General features: G+C 38.3%; 15 protein-coding genes. 7 read left to right on the top strand and 8 right to left on the bottom strand.

Annotated elements, in window-relative coordinates:
- Positions 1-16 precede the first annotated feature (16 nt).
- Positions 17-472 carry a PA2169 family four-helix-bundle protein gene (locus SJY09_RS11455; RefSeq protein WP_396635854.1) on the bottom strand — a complete coding sequence of 152 codons (456 nt, stop codon included), beginning with the start codon at positions 470-472 and terminating at the stop codon, positions 17-19.
- A gap of 279 nt (positions 473-751) precedes the next feature.
- Between SJY09_RS11455 and SJY09_RS11450 the strand changes: the two genes are divergently transcribed.
- Entirely contained in the window at positions 752-1,336 is a 585-nt protein-coding gene (locus SJY09_RS11450; protein WP_396635853.1) for a 30S ribosomal protein S16, read from the top strand.
- Between the two features lie 10 nt (positions 1,337-1,346).
- On the top strand, positions 1,347-1,874 hold the full coding sequence (gene rimM, locus SJY09_RS11445; RefSeq protein ID WP_396635852.1) for a ribosome maturation factor RimM: 528 nt from the start codon (positions 1,347-1,349) through the stop codon (positions 1,872-1,874).
- Between the two features lie 29 nt (positions 1,875-1,903).
- On the opposite strand, the gene SJY09_RS11440 is transcribed toward rimM, so the two are convergent.
- From SJY09_RS11440 to SJY09_RS11410, 7 genes are all read right to left on the bottom strand, one after another.
- Positions 1,904-5,242 carry a VCBS repeat-containing protein gene (locus SJY09_RS11440; protein ID WP_396635851.1) on the bottom strand — a complete coding sequence of 1,113 codons (3,339 nt, stop codon included), beginning with the start codon at positions 5,240-5,242 and terminating at the stop codon, positions 1,904-1,906.
- Positions 5,243-5,355: 113 nt separating this feature from the next.
- Positions 5,356-6,834, bottom strand: coding sequence for a SusD/RagB family nutrient-binding outer membrane lipoprotein (locus tag SJY09_RS11435; protein WP_396635850.1), 1,479 nt, complete (start codon positions 6,832-6,834; stop codon positions 5,356-5,358).
- Between the two features lie 10 nt (positions 6,835-6,844).
- The gene (locus tag SJY09_RS11430; RefSeq protein WP_396635849.1) at positions 6,845-9,949 is read right to left on the bottom strand and encodes a SusC/RagA family TonB-linked outer membrane protein; all 3,105 of its coding nucleotides are present in this window, start codon (positions 9,947-9,949) and stop codon (positions 6,845-6,847) included.
- A gap of 202 nt (positions 9,950-10,151) precedes the next feature.
- Positions 10,152-12,422, bottom strand: a complete 2,271-nt coding sequence (locus SJY09_RS11425; RefSeq protein ID WP_396635848.1) for a GH92 family glycosyl hydrolase — start codon at positions 12,420-12,422, stop codon at positions 10,152-10,154.
- A gap of 32 nt (positions 12,423-12,454) precedes the next feature.
- Positions 12,455-13,543, bottom strand: a complete 1,089-nt coding sequence (locus tag SJY09_RS11420) for a carbohydrate-binding family 9-like protein (RefSeq protein ID WP_396635847.1) — start codon at positions 13,541-13,543, stop codon at positions 12,455-12,457.
- A gap of 6 nt (positions 13,544-13,549) precedes the next feature.
- On the bottom strand, positions 13,550-14,518 hold the full coding sequence (locus SJY09_RS11415) for a glycosidase (RefSeq protein WP_396638625.1): 969 nt from the start codon (positions 14,516-14,518) through the stop codon (positions 13,550-13,552).
- 47 nt (positions 14,519-14,565) lie between these two features.
- Complete coding sequence (locus tag SJY09_RS11410; protein ID WP_396635846.1) at positions 14,566-16,443, bottom strand: sodium:solute symporter family protein; 1,878 nt, start codon at positions 16,441-16,443, stop codon at positions 14,566-14,568.
- A 188-nt stretch (positions 16,444-16,631) separates the two neighbouring features.
- Between SJY09_RS11410 and SJY09_RS11405 the strand changes: the two genes are divergently transcribed.
- The 5 genes from SJY09_RS11405 to SJY09_RS11385 are packed head-to-tail and all read left to right on the top strand — an operon-like array spanning position 16,632 to position 21,840.
- On the top strand, positions 16,632-17,723 hold the full coding sequence (locus SJY09_RS11405) for a sensor histidine kinase (RefSeq protein ID WP_396635845.1): 1,092 nt from the start codon (positions 16,632-16,634) through the stop codon (positions 17,721-17,723).
- A complete protein-coding gene (locus SJY09_RS11400) occupies positions 17,720-18,439 on the top strand; it encodes a LytR/AlgR family response regulator transcription factor (RefSeq protein ID WP_396635844.1) in 720 nt (239 codons plus the stop codon). The genes SJY09_RS11405 and SJY09_RS11400 overlap by 4 nt, the downstream gene beginning before the upstream one ends.
- Complete coding sequence (locus SJY09_RS11395) at positions 18,429-19,895, top strand: sulfatase (protein WP_396635843.1); 1,467 nt, start codon at positions 18,429-18,431, stop codon at positions 19,893-19,895. Before SJY09_RS11400 ends, SJY09_RS11395 begins: the two co-directional genes overlap by 11 nt.
- Complete coding sequence (locus SJY09_RS11390) at positions 19,892-20,605, top strand: tRNA1(Val) (adenine(37)-N6)-methyltransferase (RefSeq protein ID WP_396635842.1); 714 nt, start codon at positions 19,892-19,894, stop codon at positions 20,603-20,605. The genes SJY09_RS11395 and SJY09_RS11390 overlap by 4 nt, the downstream gene beginning before the upstream one ends.
- Before the next feature lie 56 nt (positions 20,606-20,661).
- Positions 20,662-21,840: an acyl-CoA dehydrogenase family protein gene (locus tag SJY09_RS11385; protein ID WP_396635841.1), complete on the top strand. Its 1,179-nt coding sequence runs from the start codon at positions 20,662-20,664 to the stop codon at positions 21,838-21,840.
- Positions 21,841-21,925 lie beyond the last annotated feature (85 nt).

Raw genomic sequence — 21,925 nt, 5'->3', positions numbered from 1 at the left:
AAATTGTATTAATCTATTAGGATACCAATTCCTCGTATCTCTTATTGATATTCAAAGCAGCCTTAATAGCGTTTCTTTGTTTTATCAATAAATTTTCCGTCGAGGGTGGTAAAATCATATCATTATCCTTCAGAATATCGTTGTACTCCTCTAAACTTGCTTTTTCGCCGCGTTCTACTTCTTCCAAGATTCGCTCTGTTTCGTTTCCAGTGAGTGTGGCGGTCAAATTCATCCAGGTTCTATGCAAATCTCCTTTAATGCTGCCCCCTTTTTCTGGTAATTCTCCAAAATTGGCTATTTCATCTTTTAATTCATGTCCAAAATTATAGCGCTGCTGCACTCTTTCGTTCAAAAATGTTTTTATCGACGGATTATCAATCTTTTCTTGGGCTAATTTGAATCCCTTTTCCGCATCGTATGTACGGGTTAATAAATCGTTTAATCTGTTTGATACTTTTTCTGTGTACTTCATTTATCTCTTATCATTTTAGTTCAAATGTGTTATTGTCTATCAATAACTACACTACTTAAATTAAGAGAATATTTCAAAATCACAAGTATTTACGGGGGTTTAGCAGGAGTTTAACGACTATGCACGTAAATGTTAATGCTATTTAACACTAAATGCTAAAATTGACGTACAAAATGGGGCAGTATAAAAGTGAATGTTATATATTTGCAGCCCTTTATGGGAATAATTTAAAATAGAATTAATAATCGAGGGTCGGGCACCCTACAAAATTAATGTGATATGCCAGTAAAAATTAGATTACAGAGACACGGTAAAAAAGGTAAACCATTCTATTGGGTTGTTGCGGCAGATGCAAGAGCAAAGAGAGATGGTAAATTCTTGGAAAAATTAGGAATCTATAACCCTAATACAAATCCAGCAACAATCGAGTTAAATGTTGATAATTCTGTACAGTGGTTACAGAACGGTGCGCAACCAACCGATACGGCTAGAGCTATACTTTCATACAAAGGGGTGCTTTTAAAGCATCACTTACTAGGAGGATTGCGTAAAGGAGCTTTAACAGAAGAGCAGGTAGAGGAAAAGTTCAATGCTTGGTTAGAAGAGAAAGAAAAATCAGTTGCAGACAAAGTTGGTGGTTTGGACAAGGCTAAGGCCGATGCTAAAGCAAAAGCACTGCAGGCAGAGAAAGAAGTGAACGAGAAAAGAGCTGCTGAAGCTGCTGCGGCTGCATTGCCTGAAACTCCAGAGGACGGAAGCGCTGAAGAAGAAGTAGAAGCCTTAGAAGAAGCTCCTGCTCCGGAAGCTGCAGTTGAGGAAACTGAAGCTCCTAAAGAGGAAGCTACAACTTCAGAAGAAGAATAGAAAGGTTACGATGCGCAAGGAAGAGTGTTTCTACCTCGGCAAAATCGTTTCAAAATATAGTTTTAAGGGAGAAGTCCTTGTCAAGTTAGATACGGACGAACCTGAAGTTTACGAGAAAATGGAATCAGTATTTATTTCTTTAGGAAATAATCTGGTTCCATTTTTTATTGACAGGTGCCGTCTTCATAAGTCCAATTTATTACGGATTGATTTTGAAGAAGTGAAAACAGAGTCCGATGCGGATAGAATTATGGGTTCCGAATTGTACCTACCACTCACGTTGCTGCCCAAATTAACAGGGAACAAGTTTTACTTTCACGAAATCATTGGTTTTACCATGATGGATGCTGTACATGGAAATATTGGCATTGTTCAGAGTGTGAACGATACAACAGCGCAAGCTTTGTTCGAGGTCTTAAAGGAGGAGAAACAGCTTTTGATTCCTTTAACTGACGATATTATAATAAAGGTAGACAGGGATAATAAGGTTATTTACGTAAACACCCCAGAAGGCTTGGTTGAACTTTACTTAAGTTAATCTGCTTTTCCTTACACATATTTTCGGTTTTATTCTAACCTAAAGCTTTGTAGTACATCATTATTATTCCCTACCAGAACATGGTTTTTTCCTGCAACTTTTAAGGTTGCCATTTGTTTGGCATCTTTTGCGGCGTAGAAACCAATTTCCGCTCCTCTTTGAGCAGTAAAATTTCCTTTACCGTCACCAGTAAGTAATAATCCGGTTCCCGCATCGTTTCTAGGCGTTTCTATCTCTGAAACAAATAGATTGCCAATGGCCAAAATATCTGCATGACCGTCTTCGTTAAAATCTGCTATTTGCATATCATTGATATTGGTAAGCTGGGCTAGACCTGGTAGTTGGGAAATCTTAAACTTACCGTTCCCTATATTTTCAATATAAACAGAAGCAAAAGTATCAGCGACATAATGCAGCGCATCCTTTAATTGCTTTTCTCCGTAAACTTCCTTTAGTTCTAGTGAAGCGAAAGCGTCGTATTTTTTTATCTTATCCTTTAAGCCAGGGATTTGTTGCGATGAACAGGAGAAACCACGAAGGGGGTAGTGCTTTTCATTATTGTAATAACCAAGCACAATATCTCCGTTCCCATTAGCATCAAAATCATTATAAAAGATGTCAAAGGGTTTTTCCGAATCGGTCTTGTACTTATAATTAAGACCTAAATTACCTGCAATGAAATCCATGTCACCATCGTTGTCAAAATCCCCTTGTTCAATACTGAACCACCATCCTCGGGTTTTTTCAAATTCAGGGTGGTCTACTTTAGTCAATGTTCCGTCTTGGTTATCAAAAATGGTAATGGGCATCCATTCTCCGGTAAGAATTAAATCTAAATCTTGATCGCCGTCATAGTCGGACCATACTGCATCGGTAACCATGCCTATTTCCTGAAGTTCCTTGCTGAGCGCTGCTGTGCTATTAACTAATTGGCCATTATCATTGATCAATAGCATGCTAGATGTAGGGTTCGGATATTGATGCGGCGTATGTCTGCCGCCTACAAAAAGGTCCATATCGCCATCATTATCATAATCGGATGCTTTTACTACTGCCCCGCTTACTCTATCAGCATTAAGAATAGCACCCTTTTTAAAGCTCCCTGAGCCATCATTTAGATAAAGACGGTCTGTATAATGAAAATCGTTTTTTTCATAAGCATTACCTCCGCTAACTACATATAAATCCTTGAAGCCGTCCCTATTAATGTCAACGAAAACAGCATCGACATCTTCATAGGGTTTTTCTTTTGACCAGAAGTTTTCGTTGGAAGATGAAAAATTACCATTTGCGGTTTGCAAGAAAAGCTTTGGACGCTGTTCTGCGGCACCTCCAACATAAATATCTTCTAAGCCATCATTATTTACGTCTCCTACAGCTAATGCAGGGCCAAATTGAGATAGTTTGTGTGGAAGTAATAGCTGTTTTTCAAAATCATCAAAATTATTTTCTTGATGTTTAAAATTGGCGTCAAAAGAATCCGTAACATTTTTGAAAAGCCCTTGCTTAGAATAATCTGAAATAGGGCGCGATAAATTAGTAGCTTCGTCCATGCTTAGCTGAAGCACTTGATTGGCAGCAATAGCTTTTTGTACGGTACTTTTGCCATTTGGCCAACGTATTACCAAGCTGTCCACTTCTTTATTTCTTGAAAGTCCAAAATGAACCAGAGGCTCACTTGTGGAATAAATACCGCGGACATTGGTAGTTTCTTGTGTTTGTAGTCCGTCTGCCGTATAAATAGTGATACGTGTGCCAAATAATGGTTTATTTTCACTATCCGTAAGTTGAATACGGAGGTAATTGGCATTGTCAAGACTTTCTGAATTATTACGATAAATGAAGGCCTCTTCATTGATATTATTAACTACCAGGTCTAAATCACCGTCGTTATCCAAATCCGCATAGGCGGATCCGTTTGAGAAAGATTCAGAGTCAAGGCCCCAATCGTTGGATATTTTCTCGAATTCTAGGTTGCCTTTATTTTTATAGGCGTAATTTTTTAAGGGTTGAGAAGGAATCATGTTGACCGCTTTTTCTAAGTCTACAATATCCCAAATGCTCTTAATCTCTCCTCCATTAGGGTTTTTGGATAGCCAATCCGTCCTAGTGGTGTTGATGTAATTTGCGATTTTCTTATCGGCATCCGTATTTCGTATATCCCTTAATAAACCATTGGTTATATAGGTGTCCTTTAGGCCATCATTGTCAAAATCTGCGATTAGATTGGACCAACTCCAGTCTGTCGCTGCCATATTCGCATATTGCGCTATATTGCTAAAGGTCCCATTGCCATTATTAAGTTGCAAGGTGTTGTACATATATTGGTATCCGCCACCATCGGCTACTACCTTCCAGAATGAACTGATGTCCATTCCGCTCATATTAGACTTTAATCGGAAGTTATCTTCTGCCACCATGTCTAAGACAAAGACATCTAATGAAGCATCATTGTTAATATCCGCCACATCAACGCCCATGCTGTAATAGGATGTTTGCTTTAAAGCACCTTTTTCCATACTGGAAAATGTCCCGTCTTGGTTATTGATGAACAGGAAATCCGGGGCGTAGAAATCATTGGCAACGTATAAATCCGTCCAGCCATCATTATTTAAATCACTTGCGGAAACAGCATTAGGAAATCCTGTTCTTTTTATTCCGGAAGATGCTGTGACATCTAAAAATGAATCTCCTTGGTTTTTATACAATCGTAAAGTGTATTCGGGTATTAAAAGATTGTCCGCATCAAAATATTGCGATAAACTTCCTGGATTGGGCGGTTGTGTTAGTAGGAATAAATCTAAAAGACCATCTTTATCATAATCTAGAAAAGTTGCATGGCGCGTTCTTTGGTCGTTGGCAATATTATAGGTCTCGGCCATTTCATCGAAGGTGCCATCCCCTTTATTGATGTAAAGTAGATTTTTTCTCCAAATGGGGTTTTCATCATAAAGTTCTCGACTTACATATATATCTAAGTGTCCGTCATTGTTTATATCTGCTACAGTAACTCCTGTAGACCAACCGGGGATATCTTGAATTCCCGACTGAAGGGTATGGTCTTCAAAAACCATGTTTCCTTTATTAAGGTATAACTTATCCGGAACCATATTGCCTGCAAAAAAGAGATCCTGTAGGCCGTCCTTATTGAAATCACCAACACCTACTCCAGCACCACCATAGAAATTAGCGTAAAGAAAAATACTTTTGTCCTTATCATCTTGGACTTTGTTAACGAAATCTACACCCGTATCGGATGATTTTAATAATGTAAAGCGTTGCTGTTTCGGTTGCGAGGGTTCTTTTTCGGCATTACAAGAGCATATGAAGAGAACAAAAATATAATAAGGTAAATAGCCTGCTTTCATAAGTACAAGATACTATTTTGTATAAAAAAATAAAGGAGAGTTTCCCCTCCTTTATTAACTCAATTAAAACTAACTCAAACTTTACAAAGATTATTTATAAAGTATTTTAAATACTATTCAACATCCCACCAAACTCTAGTGGTCAAAATATCCGGACCTTGAGCTGCTATTGCTGCTTGATAATTGTCTGCATTAACCGCTGCTTCGTTTTCCGTCCATGTTAATCTTCTTGGAATAGTTCCTCCTGTTTCATTACCTGGGAAATTTACAGGTACCAATGTAGGGAAACCTACTCTTCTCCAGTTAGAAAAGGTCTCATATTCATTAAGGAATGTAGCTACCCAATATTGGTTGGCAATTTGCTCTATTGCATTAGCGGCGTCATAAGGATTGGCGGCAAGGTAGGTGTCAATGTCCGCATCGGCTATGGTAGCAGCATCTGTATACAATGACAGTTGTTTCATTGCAGCTCTAACACCATTGTTATAAGCTGTTTCCGCATCACCACCGATACCCCAGCGTACATTGGATTCCGCTATCATAAATTGTACTTCAGCATAAGTTTGGAAAATCATAGGAGCTTCAAAAGCGGCTAAGATATCTCTATTTGGCTCTGCGTAAGCATCCGTGTTTTCCTCGCCAGTCATCTCTAATAACATGGCACTATTTAAACCGTTAGGAAAGCCTATTAAATCTTCTGCGGCCGTACTTCCATCTCCTCTTCTGGCGGCCAAGATAGGCAGCCTTGGATCATTACCTGCTTGTAAAAAGTCGATAAACGTCTTACTCATTCTTGGATTACCATCAGCAGCAAATACTTCAGAGATACCATTTCTGTTATTATTATCATGTTGAAGATAGAAGATGTCATCATTTGATTCCATTACGCCACCAGCGATAGCTTTGGTTGCCCAAGATTGTGCGGCTGCTGGATCAACTTTGATTAAACGTAGTCCCAAACGAAGCATTAACGAATTAGCTAATTTTTTCCATTTTGCTTGATCACCGTTGTAGATTACATCGGCAGCGCCAAAACCTGAAGTGCCACTACTTAAAGCAGCTGCGGATTCTTCTAGTTCATTCAACATGTCTGGATAGATTTCACTTTGTGCATCGTATTTAGGTAGAAAAATACCTTCCAATACTGCCTTACCAGCTTCGCTATAGGGAACATCCCCATATAGGTCGGTTAAACGTGAAAAAGCAAACACTCTCATGATACGAACAATTGCCTTCATTTCATCTGGAGCTTCCTCTTGATCTAATTGAAACATTAAATCTTCAATTGTCTTTATGGCATTACCATAATAACGGTCCATTAATGAAGAGGCGTAACCTCGGTTCCAAGTGTACTTGTCACCATCCCAATAACCAGCGGTTGTTGCAATATGTTGCATCATGGTCGACTGGTAAATCATACCTGCTCTCCAATTGTCATAACGCTCACTGGAAATAAACTTCTGCACAGCAGTTAACTTATTGGCCGCTGCAATTTGCGGTGGTCTTGTAGGATTAACGTTCAGTTCGTCAAATCCTTCATCACAAGCGCCTACTACCAGCGCCATCATAAATAAACAAATTAATTTTTTCATACTTTTTTTTTTAAAACTTTAAATTGATCGTTAAACCGTAATTTCTTGCGGAAGGAACACCAAAATATTCCAAACCTTGAGAATTACCTACGTTATAGGCGCTTTCAGGATCAATATTGTCTATGCTTCTAGAGATATAAAACAAGTTGGAAGCAATTACAGAAACATTAACACTGGTAAGAAAAACATTCTCTAACGCCTTCTGTGGTAGTGTGTAACCTAAACTTAATTGTCTAAATTTAATATAATCCGAGTCTTCTACAAACTCCTCTGCTATATCGTTTATCTCACCCCAGTAGGTCTGAAGGTTTTCTGGAGCTACTGTAGTCGTAAAGGGTTGGTCCGTAGCATTGTCGATTCCAGATACCGTTAAACCAGTTTCTCTACCTTCCAAGGTTTTCTTATGTAGACCTACGCCATAAAGAAGTGTATTTGTTCCTGAGAAAATCTGCCCTCCAAATTTACCATCTATTAGGAAATTAAGATTAAAATTCTTGTACGTAAAGGAGTTTGTGAAACCCATTGTTAAGGGAGCAACACCTTCACCTAAAATTTTACGTTCGCCCTCAACAGCTCTTGGAACCCCATCAGCATCTATGTCATATTTAATGACACCATTGGCATCTCTTTCGTAAGAAACCCCTACTATAGTACCATATCTTTCACCAACGCGATGTGTAATTCTTACATTACGTGTTCTTGGTTCATCTAAATTAACATCTGAACCTACATCATCCGTAGCTACAACTAAACCTTCGTTGTATGCGCCGTTTATGGAAACGTTCCAATTTAAATCAGCTGTTCTTATAGGCGTACCGCTAACCAAAAATTCAAAACCTTTATTGGATACCTTACCTAGGTTTGCACTAGCACCTCCATAACCGGAGAATGAAGAAGTGGCAACGTTTACAATATCGTTCGTTGTTTCATTGCTATAGTATGCTAAATCAAAGGAAAGTCTGTTTCCGAACATTCTTAAATCTAAACCTATTTCAGATTCATTTTTACTAAAAGCTACTAGATTGGCATTGGGAACACTACCATTACTAATATTACCGGTAGGTTGTCCGTTTAAAGGGTTACCAAAGATTTGGTACGTTAATCCTAACGTATAAGGATCTTGGGCACCACCTGCTACTTCAGAATATCCACCTCTTAACTTTAAAAAATCTATAAAAGAGGGCATTTCAAATGCATCGGATAAAACTAAACTAGCGTTTATAGATGGGTAGAAGTCATCATTAGGTGTTGTCTTTCCTGGAAATGATAACGTGGAGAACCAGTCATTTCTTCCGGTAAAGGTAATGTAGGCCCAACGGTCGTACGATAATTCTAAGGAACCATAAACGGAACCAATTTTACGTTCTGAAAATTCTCTACGTCTGTTCTGTGTTACCGTGTTTCCGATATCCTCTAAACCAGGAACGATGAAATCACCACCTCCTAAAAAGAGGTTTTCGCTTCTTAAGTGGTTTGAGTTGGCTCCCACTAAAGCTGAAATGGCAAACTTATCCGTGATATCGCGCTCGGCGGCTAAAATGATATCCGCGTCTACTTGATTTGTTCTTCTTTCGGATTCTGTTAAACTTCCTAAAGGTTGAAATCCGGTTCCAAAAGGTGTTACCTGCGTCCTACGTATAACATCATTATCAATACCCATTCTTCCTGTTAAGGAAAGCCAATCGGTAAAGTCGTAACGAAGTGTTGTTGAGGCGATAATTCTATTTCTTCTGTCTTGCTGTCTAAAGTTAAATGCAGCAAAATAAGGGTTAGTGACGAATACATTGTCTGTTAGTTGTCTCTCTTGTCCATTTTCGTCTGTAGCTGGTTGTAAATCAGTAACATTTAGGTTTCCGGGAAGTAGACCAACAGAGAAGTTTGCGTTGCCAGGACTATCTGATAGCCTTGGTCTGTTCTGTACTTTTTCTATAATGTATTTAGCGTTTACTGTACTGGTTAACTTATCTGCCAAAACAGCCGTTGTGTTTAAGGAGAAAGACTTTCTGTTAAAGCCTGCATTTGGTAATACATCTTCGTTTGTAAGGTCAGAAACGGACATTCTATAAGAAAGATTCTCTTTTGCCGAAGTAAGTGCAACGGTGTTTATAAATGTAGTACCTGTTCTATAGAATCTGTCGATATTGTTACCAGTATAGGAGTATGGTCTTGAAACACCATCCCATTGTGGTACGGAAGATCCATCAAAACGGGGTCCCCACGAATTAAATCCTGCCTCTTGCGCTCCTCCAGCGTTCGCCGGTTTGGCACCTAAAAGTCCTTGCCCATATTCAGTTTGAAAATCCTGTAAAGAAGTATCTACTTGGTCAAAGGTTACCTGACTGCTGTATTCCACACCAAAACCTTCTTGGCCTTGACCGGATTTTGTAGTAATGATTACCACACCACCCGCAGCACGTGAACCGTATAAGGCTGATGCAGCACCACCTTTTAATACTGAAATAGATTCGATATCATCTGGGTTTATACTCGAAATACCATCTCCACCATCAGAACCACCCCACAAACTTGCAGAACCGTTATTGCCATTGCTAATCGGAATACCGTCGACAACATATAAAGGTTGGTTTTCACCAGAGAGCGAACTAGAACCCCTTATGATAACCCTACTAGAGCCTGCCGCTCCGGTAGAATTTTGCGAAATGTTAACACCTGCTATCTTACCTTGTAGGGAGTTGATTGCATTAGGTGTTTTGACCGTTGCAATTTCTTCTCCGCCTACTTCGGTTAAAGAATAACCAAGTGCTTTGGTTTCTTTCTTTATACCAAGAGCGGTAACCACAACCTCGTCCAATTGGCTAGCATCTTCTGCTAGTGAGGTGTTTATGGTGCTTTGTCCGTTTACAGCAACTTCTTTTCTTTCAAAACCTAATGAGGAGAAAACTAAGGTTGCATTATTTCCCACACTTATGGTATAGTTACCGTCAAAATCGGTAGAGGTACCATTCGATGTGCCTTTTTCTACAACATTGACACCGGGCAGTGGTGTGCCAGAATCATCTGACACCGTACCGGATACTGTGCTGTTTTGTGCAATTACCCCTTGAAAGAAGAGTAATGACACAAGAGTCAGAAAACTTAAGATTTTTTTGTTCATAAATTTTGAGTTTAGTTAGGTGATACTAATATGAGTACTAAAAGTGATGAGATGACCACTAAAGCCGAAAAATATTCGACTAATAACAGTCGTGAAAAGCTAAAGAACGTATTTGCGAAAACACTACGAACGTTAAATTATCCTTAATTTATCTTGAAAATAAGCTTTAAAATATAAATAAAACGTTAAAATTCAATGAAATCTAGTGCTCCAGATAAATTTTAAGTGATTTGTTATTGACTAAATTTTCATGCGAAATGAAAAACTTATTCAATGTTTTGGTACCACTTTGTAGCTTTGAAATTTTACCCCTCCCTATCTTAATAATTTCGATTTTATCTTTCCCGTAATACTTTTCATTAAGGTGTATGGTTGTTTTATCAAAACTTGGTGTGGTTATGGCATAAATTGGATTTGCAGGATTAATAGGATAAATTCCCATCAGAGAGAATACGGCCCACGCGCTCATGGTACCCGTGTCGTCATTCCCAGGTAACCCTTCGGGTTTATTCTTGTAGTGTTGTTTCAAAAGTTCTTTTACTTTTTCCTGTGTTTTGAACTCCTCACCACCCACGTAGTTAAAAAGATAGGGATACATAATATCTGGCTCATTGGCCATATCAAATTGACCAGAGCTAAAAACTTTCTCTAACTGTTGTGAAAATCTTCTCTTCCCGCCCATAAGTTTCATAAGTCCGGGAATATCATGAGGTGCCATAAACGTATATTGCCAAGCGTTACCTTCAATAAAACCTACATTTTTAATAAAATTAGCTCCGTTAGTCGGGTCATAAGGGGAGAGCCAACTGCCGTCCTCGTTCTTTGGTCTAAGTAAATTCAGGTTTTTGTCCAACAATTTTCTATATGATCTAGAACGTTGAGAAAAACGTTTGTAATCTTCTTTTTTGCCTAGTTCTTTAGCTAATTGTGCAATAGCATAGTCACTAATATTATATTCTTGAGTTGTGGAGACAGAACCGCTATTGGTGGTAGTTGTCGTCAAATAGCCGTATTTGAGATAATCTTCTAAACCAGGCCTTAGCGGATTGTCCTTTAGTTGATCCGCGCTTTTAACCATAGCTTTATAGGCCAATGCAATATCAAAATCCTGGATTCCCTTTAAATAGGTGTCCGCTATTATGATACCTGCGGGGTCCCCAACCATTGTAGTGGTTTCTGTAGCATTGAGCTCCCATTTTGGTAACCATCCAGATTCATCGTAGATACGGAGCATACTGTTTATCATATTGGATTGCTGTTCTGGATATACCAAACTCATGAGTTGGTGCAAATTTCTATAGGTGTCCCATAAGGAGAAGACCGTATATCTTGTGCCATCGGTTTTTAAGGTCTCTCGGGTGCCCATTTTCGGATATTCACCGTTAAAGTCATTAAGTGTACTTGGGTGAATTAGTGTGTGGTATAGCGCCGTGTAGAATTTAATTTTGTCCTCCTCAGAGCCTCCTTCGACTTCAATTTTTGATAAATGCGTATTCCAATTTTTTCGTGTTTTTGTTAAAACCGAACTAAATGTGTTATTGCCTACCTCTTTTTCAAGGTTTTCTCTGGCATTCGCAATACTCACATAGGATAGACCAATCCGCATCTCAACATTAGTAGGTTCGTCAAAATTATAACGCATATAAGCTCCGATACTGTCGCCTACCACTTCCTGCCTAAATCCTTCTTTCAGTAGCGTCTTACCATTGTAACTGCCTCCATGAGATTGCATCCACTGCGTTTCAATTCCCTCCATTTTAGATGATTTTTTCCAAATTCCATATGCGGTTGCTGGTTCTGAAAATTGCGCAACGAAATAAAGCGGATAGGCCTCTTCTGGTTTGTAATAACAAAAAGACCCTACCGTGCGGACGCCTTCTATTTCAGTAGGAGAAACTATGCGTAAGCTTGCTCCCTGCTCATTGGTAAGCCCTAAGCCCATATTCAATAGAATATTGGCCCTGCCTTTTGGAAAGCTGTATTTTGATAGGCCAACCCTGGTAGATGCTGTGGCTTCTACCTTAATATCGTATTTGTCCAATCGGTTGGAATAATAACCGGCGCTGGAAACCTCTTCGCTGTAGGTGGAGCCATATTTCAGATAATCGGTCTCCAACGCACCTGTAGTTGGCATCGCCAGTATAACTCCCAATTCTGGACATCCAACTCCACTAAGATTGGCATGGCTATATCCTGTTAGGAATTTATTTTCGTGGACATAGGGAGTAGATAACCATCTACTATCTTTTTCTAAGGGCAGATTATTGAGTCCCGCTACATTAAAAGGCGAGACATTGGCCATGCCGCGCACCGCAATTGGTCCAGGATTGGTAGTGCCGAAATTTGATGTGCCAATAAATGGATTTACATATTGCGTATAGTCTTTTTCTATAGTTGATTGCGCTTGTATTTGAGTTTCTGGATAAAATGCCAAAACTAGCATCATCCATAAATAATTTAAGCTAAGTTTCATTCGATACGTGTTTGTAAACTCTTTAAAAATTTCTATTCCATTAGGTAACTTTCAAATTTTCCGTCATCATGGATGACCATTTTCTTGTTGGTAAAGGGGCTCGTTGCCCAAATATCAAACCCGAAGTTATTCTTTTCCAAAATTGGTGTTACGGGTTTTCCGAGTATTATTTTAGAGCTTGTAGTATAGGTCCTGCCATTTTTTCTCCAGATGACTTTACCCTTATTTTTATCGCTATGGTCGCGGTATAGTTCATATAAATACCATTTAATATGTTCATCTTCAGGAATGGTAAAACTGGATTTCGAACCAACGTTATCCGCAGAAAAATATACATATCCCCAATGTTCTGGCTCATGCATATTAATAACGCCTTGTGGCGACCATACCCAATTACTTTCGTGAAGATAGTTGCCTGCGGCATCTTTCTTCCTGGAGTAACGACCATCGGTTAAATCGTGCTCCCAATTGACTCTCGAAAAGTTGATACGCCAGAATTTATTCTTCGGAATAACGGTTGTTCCTCCGGGAGGTGTTGTAAAAGACCAAGGAATAGCGATTTCTGCTGTCCATCCTTTGTCAATATCTTTTGAATCATTAAGAGAGCCATTAATATGCACGGCAGACTTTAATCCTTTAAAGTCCCAATCGCTAAGAATATATCCGCCGTTTCGATATGGTTTTGACAGGAACAAATCCCAAATTGTATTGAGAGCGTTCATTTCATACTCATAGTAATTATGTGTGTCGCCATCTGGGTCAATAAAAATTTCAAAATCATTATTGTAAAAAATAATAGTATCTTTTTTCTTTAAAGTTGCCCAAATATGGGGTTCCTTTATTTCGGCTAAAAAATAGAGATACTCCTTGTCCCATATCATTTTAAATCGAGTGTTGTACGTAGCAGCTTTTACGCCTTCAATATCCTTAAAAACCGATGACCATTTGGCATTCTTCCAAGAAACTTCATCTGCTTTTCCATTTACCTGTATTTCCTCTGTGGTATGCTGAGCTATATAACTTTTAGGTATGTTTTGAGCGAGTAATGATATAGAACCTAGATAAAGCGCAAAAAGAAGCAGTGCAATTATTTTTTTTGTCTTTAAGGATGTGTTGCTCATAATAGTTTATAAACTGTTATTCTTGGTGAATTCCACAATCTCGGATAATCTCCCGAATACCAGGCCTACAACGGTATCCGCAGCACCATAATAAATAGCTACTTTATCCTCCTCATGGGAATGTAGGGAAGCGCATGGAAATACAACATTGGGCACATCTCCCATGCATTCATAATTGGTTTGTGGAGAAAGTAAATAGGGTTTGGTTCGGTACTTTACAATTTCTGGATTATAGGTGTCTAAAATTGCTGCGCCCATAGAATAACGAAAGCCATTGCACGTGTTTATAACACCGTGATAAAATATGAGCCATCCTTCTTTGATTCGAATGGGTGCAGAGCCAGCCCCTATCTTTGTGCATTGCCAGGCACTCTCAGTAAACGGGGCTACTTTCATTACACATCTATGTTCTCCCCAGTACTTCATATCTGGGCTATAACTTACATAGATGTCACCAAATGGTGTATGGCCATTGTCGCTTGGTCTGCTCAACATCGCAAATTTTCCATTTATTTTCTCTGTAAATAATACTCCATTTCTATTAAAGGGTAAAAAGGCATTTTCACATTGATAAAATTCTTTAAAATCAAAAGTATATCCAATACCTATCGTTGGTCCATGATATCCATTGCACCAAGTTATCCAATAGCGGTCTTCAATAAAAGTTACCCGTGGATCATATTTGTAATCAGAAGCAATCATATTGGTATTACCTTCTTTAAAATTGATGGGTCGGTGTTCAATGTCCCAATTGATACCATCCGAACTAAAACCTGCAAATATGTTCATCTGAACAGCTTTGTTATCGCATCTAAAGACTCCTGCAAAACCTTTGTTAAAAGGTACTACCGCACTATTGAAAATACTATTGGATGTGGGTATGGCGTCCCTTTTGATTATAGGATTTTCACTATACCTCCAAAGAACTTCAGTATGTTCTTTTGGTTTTTCTTGCCATGGAATAGAATTCACTATGCTTTACGTTTTAGGATTAATTCAAAATATAATTAATTGGGCTGTCTTTAATCTGGCATTTTTCTGATGTTATCCAACCAGGTGTATTTAAGTATTAAGGAAGTACCTAAAAATACCAGTAATGCAATAAGAGCTTTGGGATAATCTCGTATCATAAAATAAACAGGTAGTACAATCATGCTGGATTGCCAAAGGATACCAATAACACAGTTCATCATATCCCAATAGAACCTATTGTTCGATTCTATTTCTTCACCATCTTGTTTTATTCTTTTAAGAACAGGGTCCCAAAAACCCCAGGGTCTCACGCTTTTGTAAAAAGATTTGAGGACATTTAAATCTGTTGGCTGTGTTAGAAAAGTACCTAAAAAAGAGCCCAAAAGAGAAAATCCAAAAATAATTGGAAACAAATAGATAGCGTGCACGTTACAAAGGTCAAATAGTAAGGAGTCTTCTGCTAAGTTGGCCTTGTTTTGATCAAGCACAAATTGTAAGGTAGCAATTAATAGACCTGCCAACATGCCCCAAAAATAACCCCAACCATTAAAGCGCCACCATATCCATTTTAAGAAATTGGAAGCAACATAACCTCCGAAAAGTGCACTCGTAATCCATAATGTCAATGAATTTATGGAGTCTGCGAAGAAGCCCATGAAAACTCCAAGAACAACCACAAGAAAGGATGCAATATGGCTTACTTTAATATAGTGTTTATCTGTTGCTGTAGGTTTAAAATATTTCTTGTAAATGTCATTTACAATGTATGCAGGTCCTGCATTTACAAATGCAGAGAATGTTGACATAAATGCGGCCAAAAGTCCTGCCAAAAGAAGCCCCTTGATACCTACAGGAATATGATTATTGATAACCTTGGGAAGAATAATCTCTAAATCGGCACCACTTAAATTAGGATTTGCGGCCATTTCAGGACCAAGAAACACCAGGGCGATGACTACTATGCCAGCAATTAAAAGATACCTTGGAATAAAAAGTACCAGATTCGTGAAACCACTCATATAAGCTGCTTCTTTAACGGATTTAGTAGACAAAATTCTTTGAAGGTCGTAACTTGGTGTTGGTCCAGCTACACTTGCAAAGAAACCTTTGAAGAGTGTCATTCCTATTAAGGCACCGAACATTTTGTAACCTTCGGAATCTATTAGATTATTAAATGCTTGAAACTGTTCACTCCAATGTGTTTCTAGCTGTGCTCCAAAAAAGACGTTTTTCCATTCTGTGGAAATAATGGTGTTGATTTCAACGTCCGTTACGGTAAAAAAAGCGTATCCTGCGACCAGAATACCAGCAATGACCATAATCCCGTATTGAAGAACCTCCGTAGCTACTACAGAGAACATACCTCCTTTAACAGTATATATTGTGGTCAAAAAAATAATTATTAGGGCGTAACTTTGCTCTGAATTTAAAAGTACGGAACTTCCTATTTCCAAGGCCAAATCCCATGGGAGTATTACGGTCATGAACTTTCCTATACCTTCAAAAAAGTAAGCAATGAAACCTACAGCTGCAACGATGGCAAAAACAGCTACGATACTATGTGAGGCTCTGCCTGCCTTACCATCTCCAAACCTTGTTAGAATCCATTCCGAACCTGTCATGATATTGGAACGCCGTATCCAAACTGCGAGAAACATCATTATAAAAATCTGGTTCCAGATGGGCCATAACCACATGAACATGAAACTTTTGGCGCCATAGAGGAAAAGTAAGCCTACCATCCAAGCGGTTCCCGAGACATCGAACATGCCAGATCCGTTACTTAATCCTAGGTAATACCATTTAATGTTATTGCCACCAAGAAAGTATGACTTTAGACCTTTAGATGCTTTTTTTGATACCCATATTCCCACAGCCAAAGTGAGCAGCACATAGAGAAATATAATAAGAGCATCAATAATGTTCATTCTGTTGGTTATACTTTTTTATCTTAGGTTTTTGAGTACTTTAGTCTAAGATATTGTCGATGGTTTTGGAATGTATTGAGAGTAAATAATTTTAAAATGTTGGGAAATTTCCTCTCAAGTAGAATAAAATTAGACCAACAACCCTCTGCTAGTGCTAAACGTCAAAAAAACCCGGTAGAACAGCTTTAATGAACACAAATAATAAGATAGGCGAATTTTTGGGTAAAACGAATTCCTCGTCTAATTATGGAATTAAATATTGGCATCATATCGTTTTTTGGTTGGTGTATTTCATTTTTAATACGGTAAGGTGGAGTAGTATTCATAATGACTTTCTTTATTCCTTAAAGACCAATCTTATCGGTTTTCCGATACATATGATGCTTGCCTATTTCAACGTCTATTATCTAATGCCCAAATTCGTCTATAAACAAAAGTATTTGCTATATGGTTTAGGGATTTTTGGATCCTTGGTAATAATGTTGCTTGTGAAGTTTAACCTTACTTATTACTTGGTTAGTAATGACGTTATGCCAGAAGGACAGGAGGAAACCAATAGCATAACCTTCGCCTATTCTGTAACTACTATGATTGGGGAGGTCTATGTGATGTCTTTTTTTACTGCCATAAAATTAACGATAGACTGGTTAAGGGAAAGTAGTAAATTACATGATTTGGAACGAAGACAATTAAAGACCGAACTAAGATTCTTACGGTCACAGGTTTCACCACATTTTTTCTTTAATACTTTAAACAACATTTATTCGCTAACACTAGAAAAATCTGATAAAGCACCAGAGGTAATCTTAAAGTTATCCGAATTAATGCGATACCTTTTGTATGCTACCAAGAAAAGAAGACAGGACTTAACCAATGAAATAGAGTGTATTCAGAATTATATTGACTTGGAACGGATTCGGTTTGATGATACCTTGAAAATTGATATTCATATTTCTGGCAATCTAAATGGGTGTAGTATAGCTCCAATGCTCTTGGTACCATTAGTGGAAAATTGTTTTAAACATGGTGCCAGTAAAAATATAGGTCAAATGAAAATTAATATCAACCTTGAAGTTGAAGATGGACAAATGACCTTTAAAATATCCAATAATATACCCAATGCAGATAGAGCTACCAACTTTCCCACGAGATCGGGAGGTATAGGACTGTCTAACGTAAAAAAACGGTTAGAGCTTGGATATGATGACAGTGATTATGATTTGTCGATTTTTGAGGAAGATCAAATGTTTAATGTAATTCTTAAACTGAAAGTTATATGAATTTAAAAGCGATTGTAGTAGATGACGAACCCTTGGCAATTAATGTATTAAAGAACTATATTTTACAAGTAAAGGAACTGGAGTTGGTCACAACTTTTTCCAATGCCATGGACGCCTCCTCTTATTTAAGGGACAATGAAATAGATATTATGTTCTTAGACATTAATATGCCCTATTTAGATGGATTAGAATTCTTAAGTACCTTACATAAGAAGCCTTTTGTAATAATGACTACAGCACATGAAGAACATGCATTGAAGAGTTTCGAATTAGAGGCAATTGACTATTTGGTCAAGCCCATTTCTCTCCCTAGGTTTTTAAAATCTATAGATAGAATTATTGGTTTAAAACAAGTAGCGTGTGCAACAAATAGCACTAGGAAGAAGGAAAAACCAAGTATTTTTGTTAAGGTAGATAAGAAAAAACTTCAAAAGGTCTATCTGGATGAAATTATGGTAGTGGAAAGCTTAAAGGACTATATAAGAATTATTACCCCAACGGCAAAGTTCATTATACATAGAACGTTAAGTAGTTTTACGGATGAACTACCATCAGACCTCTTTTTGCGAATTCATCGTTCGTATACCATAGCTATAGATAAGGTAAGTGTTGTTGAAGGGAATAGCGTTGAAATAGGGGGAATGAGATATACAATTGGTAGGAGCTATCTGACCAACGCAAAAAGTAGAATATTACCAAATTTCAATGCAGAATAAAACTATAAAATTAAGAAGCACATTCCTTTTCTGTGCGCTAGCTTTAGCTTTTTTTACAGGGTTAATGATGAGTTGTGCGGACAGGAGAGCCAAGAAAGAAACCATAGATAGGCCTCCAAATGTAATACTCATTTTTACGGATGACCAAGGCTACAACGATGTTGGTGTTTTTGGCGCTACTGATATTGCAACGCCGAATTTAGATCGGATGGCAAAAGAAGGTACAATACTAACAAGTTATTATGCCGCACAAGCGGTTTGTTCAGCTTCTAGAGCGGGAATTTTGACCGGTTGCTATCCTAATCGTATCGGTATCCATAATGCTTTAGGTCCTGGTAATACACATGGTATTAATGCTTCGGAAACTACTTTGGCAGAAATGTTAAAAGCAAAAGGATATGCCACGGCAATTTATGGAAAATGGCATTTGGGGCACCATAAAAAGTTTTTGCCCACTAGACATGGTTTCGATGAGTGGTTTGGTATTCCATACTCTAATGATATGTGGCCCTATCATCCACAACAAGGTCCTATTTTTAATTTTCCCGACTTACCCTTATATGAGAACGAGACGGTGATAGATACCTTGGAGGAACAATCACAATTAACCACTCAAATTACGGAACGCAGTGTTTCCTTCATTAAAAAGAATAAGGATAATCCTTTCTTTTTGTATGTTCCCCATCCGCAACCACACGTGCCTTTATTTGTTTCGAATAAATTTAAAGGTAAATCTGATAGAGGACTCTATGGTGATGTGATTATGGAGATCGATTGGTCTGTTGGTCAGATAATGGATGAATTAAAGGCGAACGATTTAGAAAGGAACACCATAGTCATTTTTACGTCGGATAATGGCCCATGGTTATCTTATGGAAATCACGCCGGTAGTGCTTTTCCACTCAGAGAAGGCAAGGGAACTGCTTGGGAAGGTGGCCAGCGAGAACCTTTTATCATTAAATACCCTAAGGCTATTCCTGCAGGTAAAACAATAGATATTCCTGTAATGGCAATAGATATTTTGCCTTCGATTGCAGAAGAGACCAAAGCTCCCTTACCTGACACTGTTATTGACGGTAAAAGCGTATGGAAACTTTTAACAGGTGAAGAAAACAAGAGTCCTCAAGAGGCTTATTTCTTTTATTATAGGGTCAATGAACTTTTTGGCGTACGTTATGGAAAATGGAAATTATATTTTCCACATCGCTACAGGACTATGAACGGTCAAGAGCTAGGTGCGGATGGCCTTCCCGGAGATTATAGAATGATTGATATGGAGGAAATTGAACTTTATGACCTGGTGAGTGACAAAAGTGAAACCAAAAATGTGGCTGAGCAAAATCCAGATATCGTAAACGAAATTAAGCTATTGGCCAACGATATGCGTTTTCGTTTGGGAGATGCCTTATTGGATTTAGAAGGTTCTGAAACTAGAATGGCAGGACAGTTAGAATGAGTAAGCCATTTTATTTTAAACAGTTTGCTGTTCATCAAGATCGTTGTGCCATGAAAATTGGTACGGACGGCGTGTTGATCGGTGCATGGACCTCATTAGATAATAATCCTATGTCTATTTTGGATATCGGAGCAGGAACCGGGCTTATTGCACTTATGCTAGCTCAGAGAAGTAATGCGGAAACTATAGATGCCATAGAAATTGATGAAGACGCCTATGAGCAATGTGTAGAAAATTTTGAAGCCTCACCTTGGGGAGACCGTCTTTTCTGCTATCATGCCGGCTTAGATGAAATGGTCGATGAAATTGAGGCACCTTATGATTTAATTATTTCTAATCCGCCATTTTACACGGAAGATGTTTCCAGTGGAAACAGCTCCAGGGATAAAGCAAGACAAAATAGTGCCCTACCTTTTGATGAGTTGTTGGCTAGTATTCCAAAACTACTATCTCCTACCGGTATCTTCTCGGTTGTAATTCCATTTAGGGAAGAAGATAATTTTTTAGCGTTGGCTTTGAATTACGGCTTATACCCTAAGCGTATACTTCATGTAAGGGGTAAGGTCACTTCTCCATTTAAAAGGTCTTTGCTCGAGCTTAGTTTTAAGAAGACAAATCCTGTTATTAAAGCTCTGAATATTGAAATAAAAAGGCACGAATACACGTTGGAGTATACAGAACTCACCAAAGCATTTTATTTAAAAATGTAACAATAGTGTTTTTAATCGTTATATTTCTTTAATTACCTTTGATAAAAATATTGATTATGAGACCTGACCTATTTGAAGCTCCTGATTATTACAACTTGGACGACTTATTTTCAGAAGAGCACCTTCTCGTAAGAGATGCTGCACGCCAGTGGGTAAAAAGAGCTGTTTCTCCTATTATTGAGGAATATGCGCAAAAGGCGGCTTTTCCAAATCAAATCATTGGCGGTCTTGCCGAAATTGGCGCGTTTGGTCCCTATATTCCGGTTGAATATGGAGGTGCGGGCTTGGACCAAATAAGTTATGGTCTTATCATGCAAGAGATAGAGCGTGGAGATAGCGGTGTACGATCTACAGCCTCTGTACAATCCTCTCTAGTTATGTATCCGATTTTTACCTACGGTACTGAAGAGCAGCGTAAAAAATACTTGCCAAAATTAGCTAGCGGAGAAATGATGGGCTGTTTTGGTCTTACAGAACCTAATCACGGGTCAAACCCGGGAGGGATGGAGACAAAGTATAAGGATATGGGCGACCATTATCTTTTAAACGGCGCTAAGCTATGGATATCTAATTCCCCGTTTGCTGACATTGCAGTAGTATGGGCCAAAAATGAAGAAGGTAGAATACACGGTTTAATCGTGGAAAGAGGAATGGAAGGTTTTTCAACTCCAGAAACTCATAACAAATGGTCGCTTAGAGCATCTGCTACGGGAGAACTTATTTTTGATAACGTTAAAGTACCAAAGGAAAACTTGTTGCCCAATAAAACCGGACTTGGAGCTCCTTTAGGATGTTTAGATTCTGCTAGGTACGGAATTGCTTGGGGAGCTATTGGTGCTGCTATGGATTGTTATGATACGGCTTTGCGATATGCCAAAGAACGGGTACAGTTTGGGAAACCCATTGCCGCTATGCAACTGCAACAGAAAAAACTGGCCGAGATGATAACTGAAATCACAAAAGCACAGTTACTTGCTTTTCGTTTAGGTCAATTAAAAAATGAGGGTAAGGCTACTACGGCACAAATATCCATGGCAAAACGGAACAATGTGGATATGGCTATAAAAATTGCCCGTGAAGCAAGGCAGGTGCTTGGAGGTATGGGAATTACAGGCGAGTATAGTATAATGCGCCATATGATGAATTTAGAAAGTGTTATCACCTATGAAGGAACACATGATATTCACCTTCTTATTACCGGTGCAGATATCACAGGTCATCAGGCCTTTAAATAAAATAACATATTCCTCAAATTGCCTTAACATATAACCAAAGAGAACGAATTATTTTTGAGCTGTTCTTTGGAACATACGTTCTTAT

Origin of the sequence: Maribacter sp. R77961, from assembly GCF_044594925.1 — a bacterium.
Taxonomy (GTDB): domain Bacteria; phylum Bacteroidota; class Bacteroidia; order Flavobacteriales; family Flavobacteriaceae; genus Maribacter.
The sequence above is the reverse complement of the archived record's forward strand: the minus strand, read 5'-3'. Positions and strand labels throughout refer to the sequence as shown.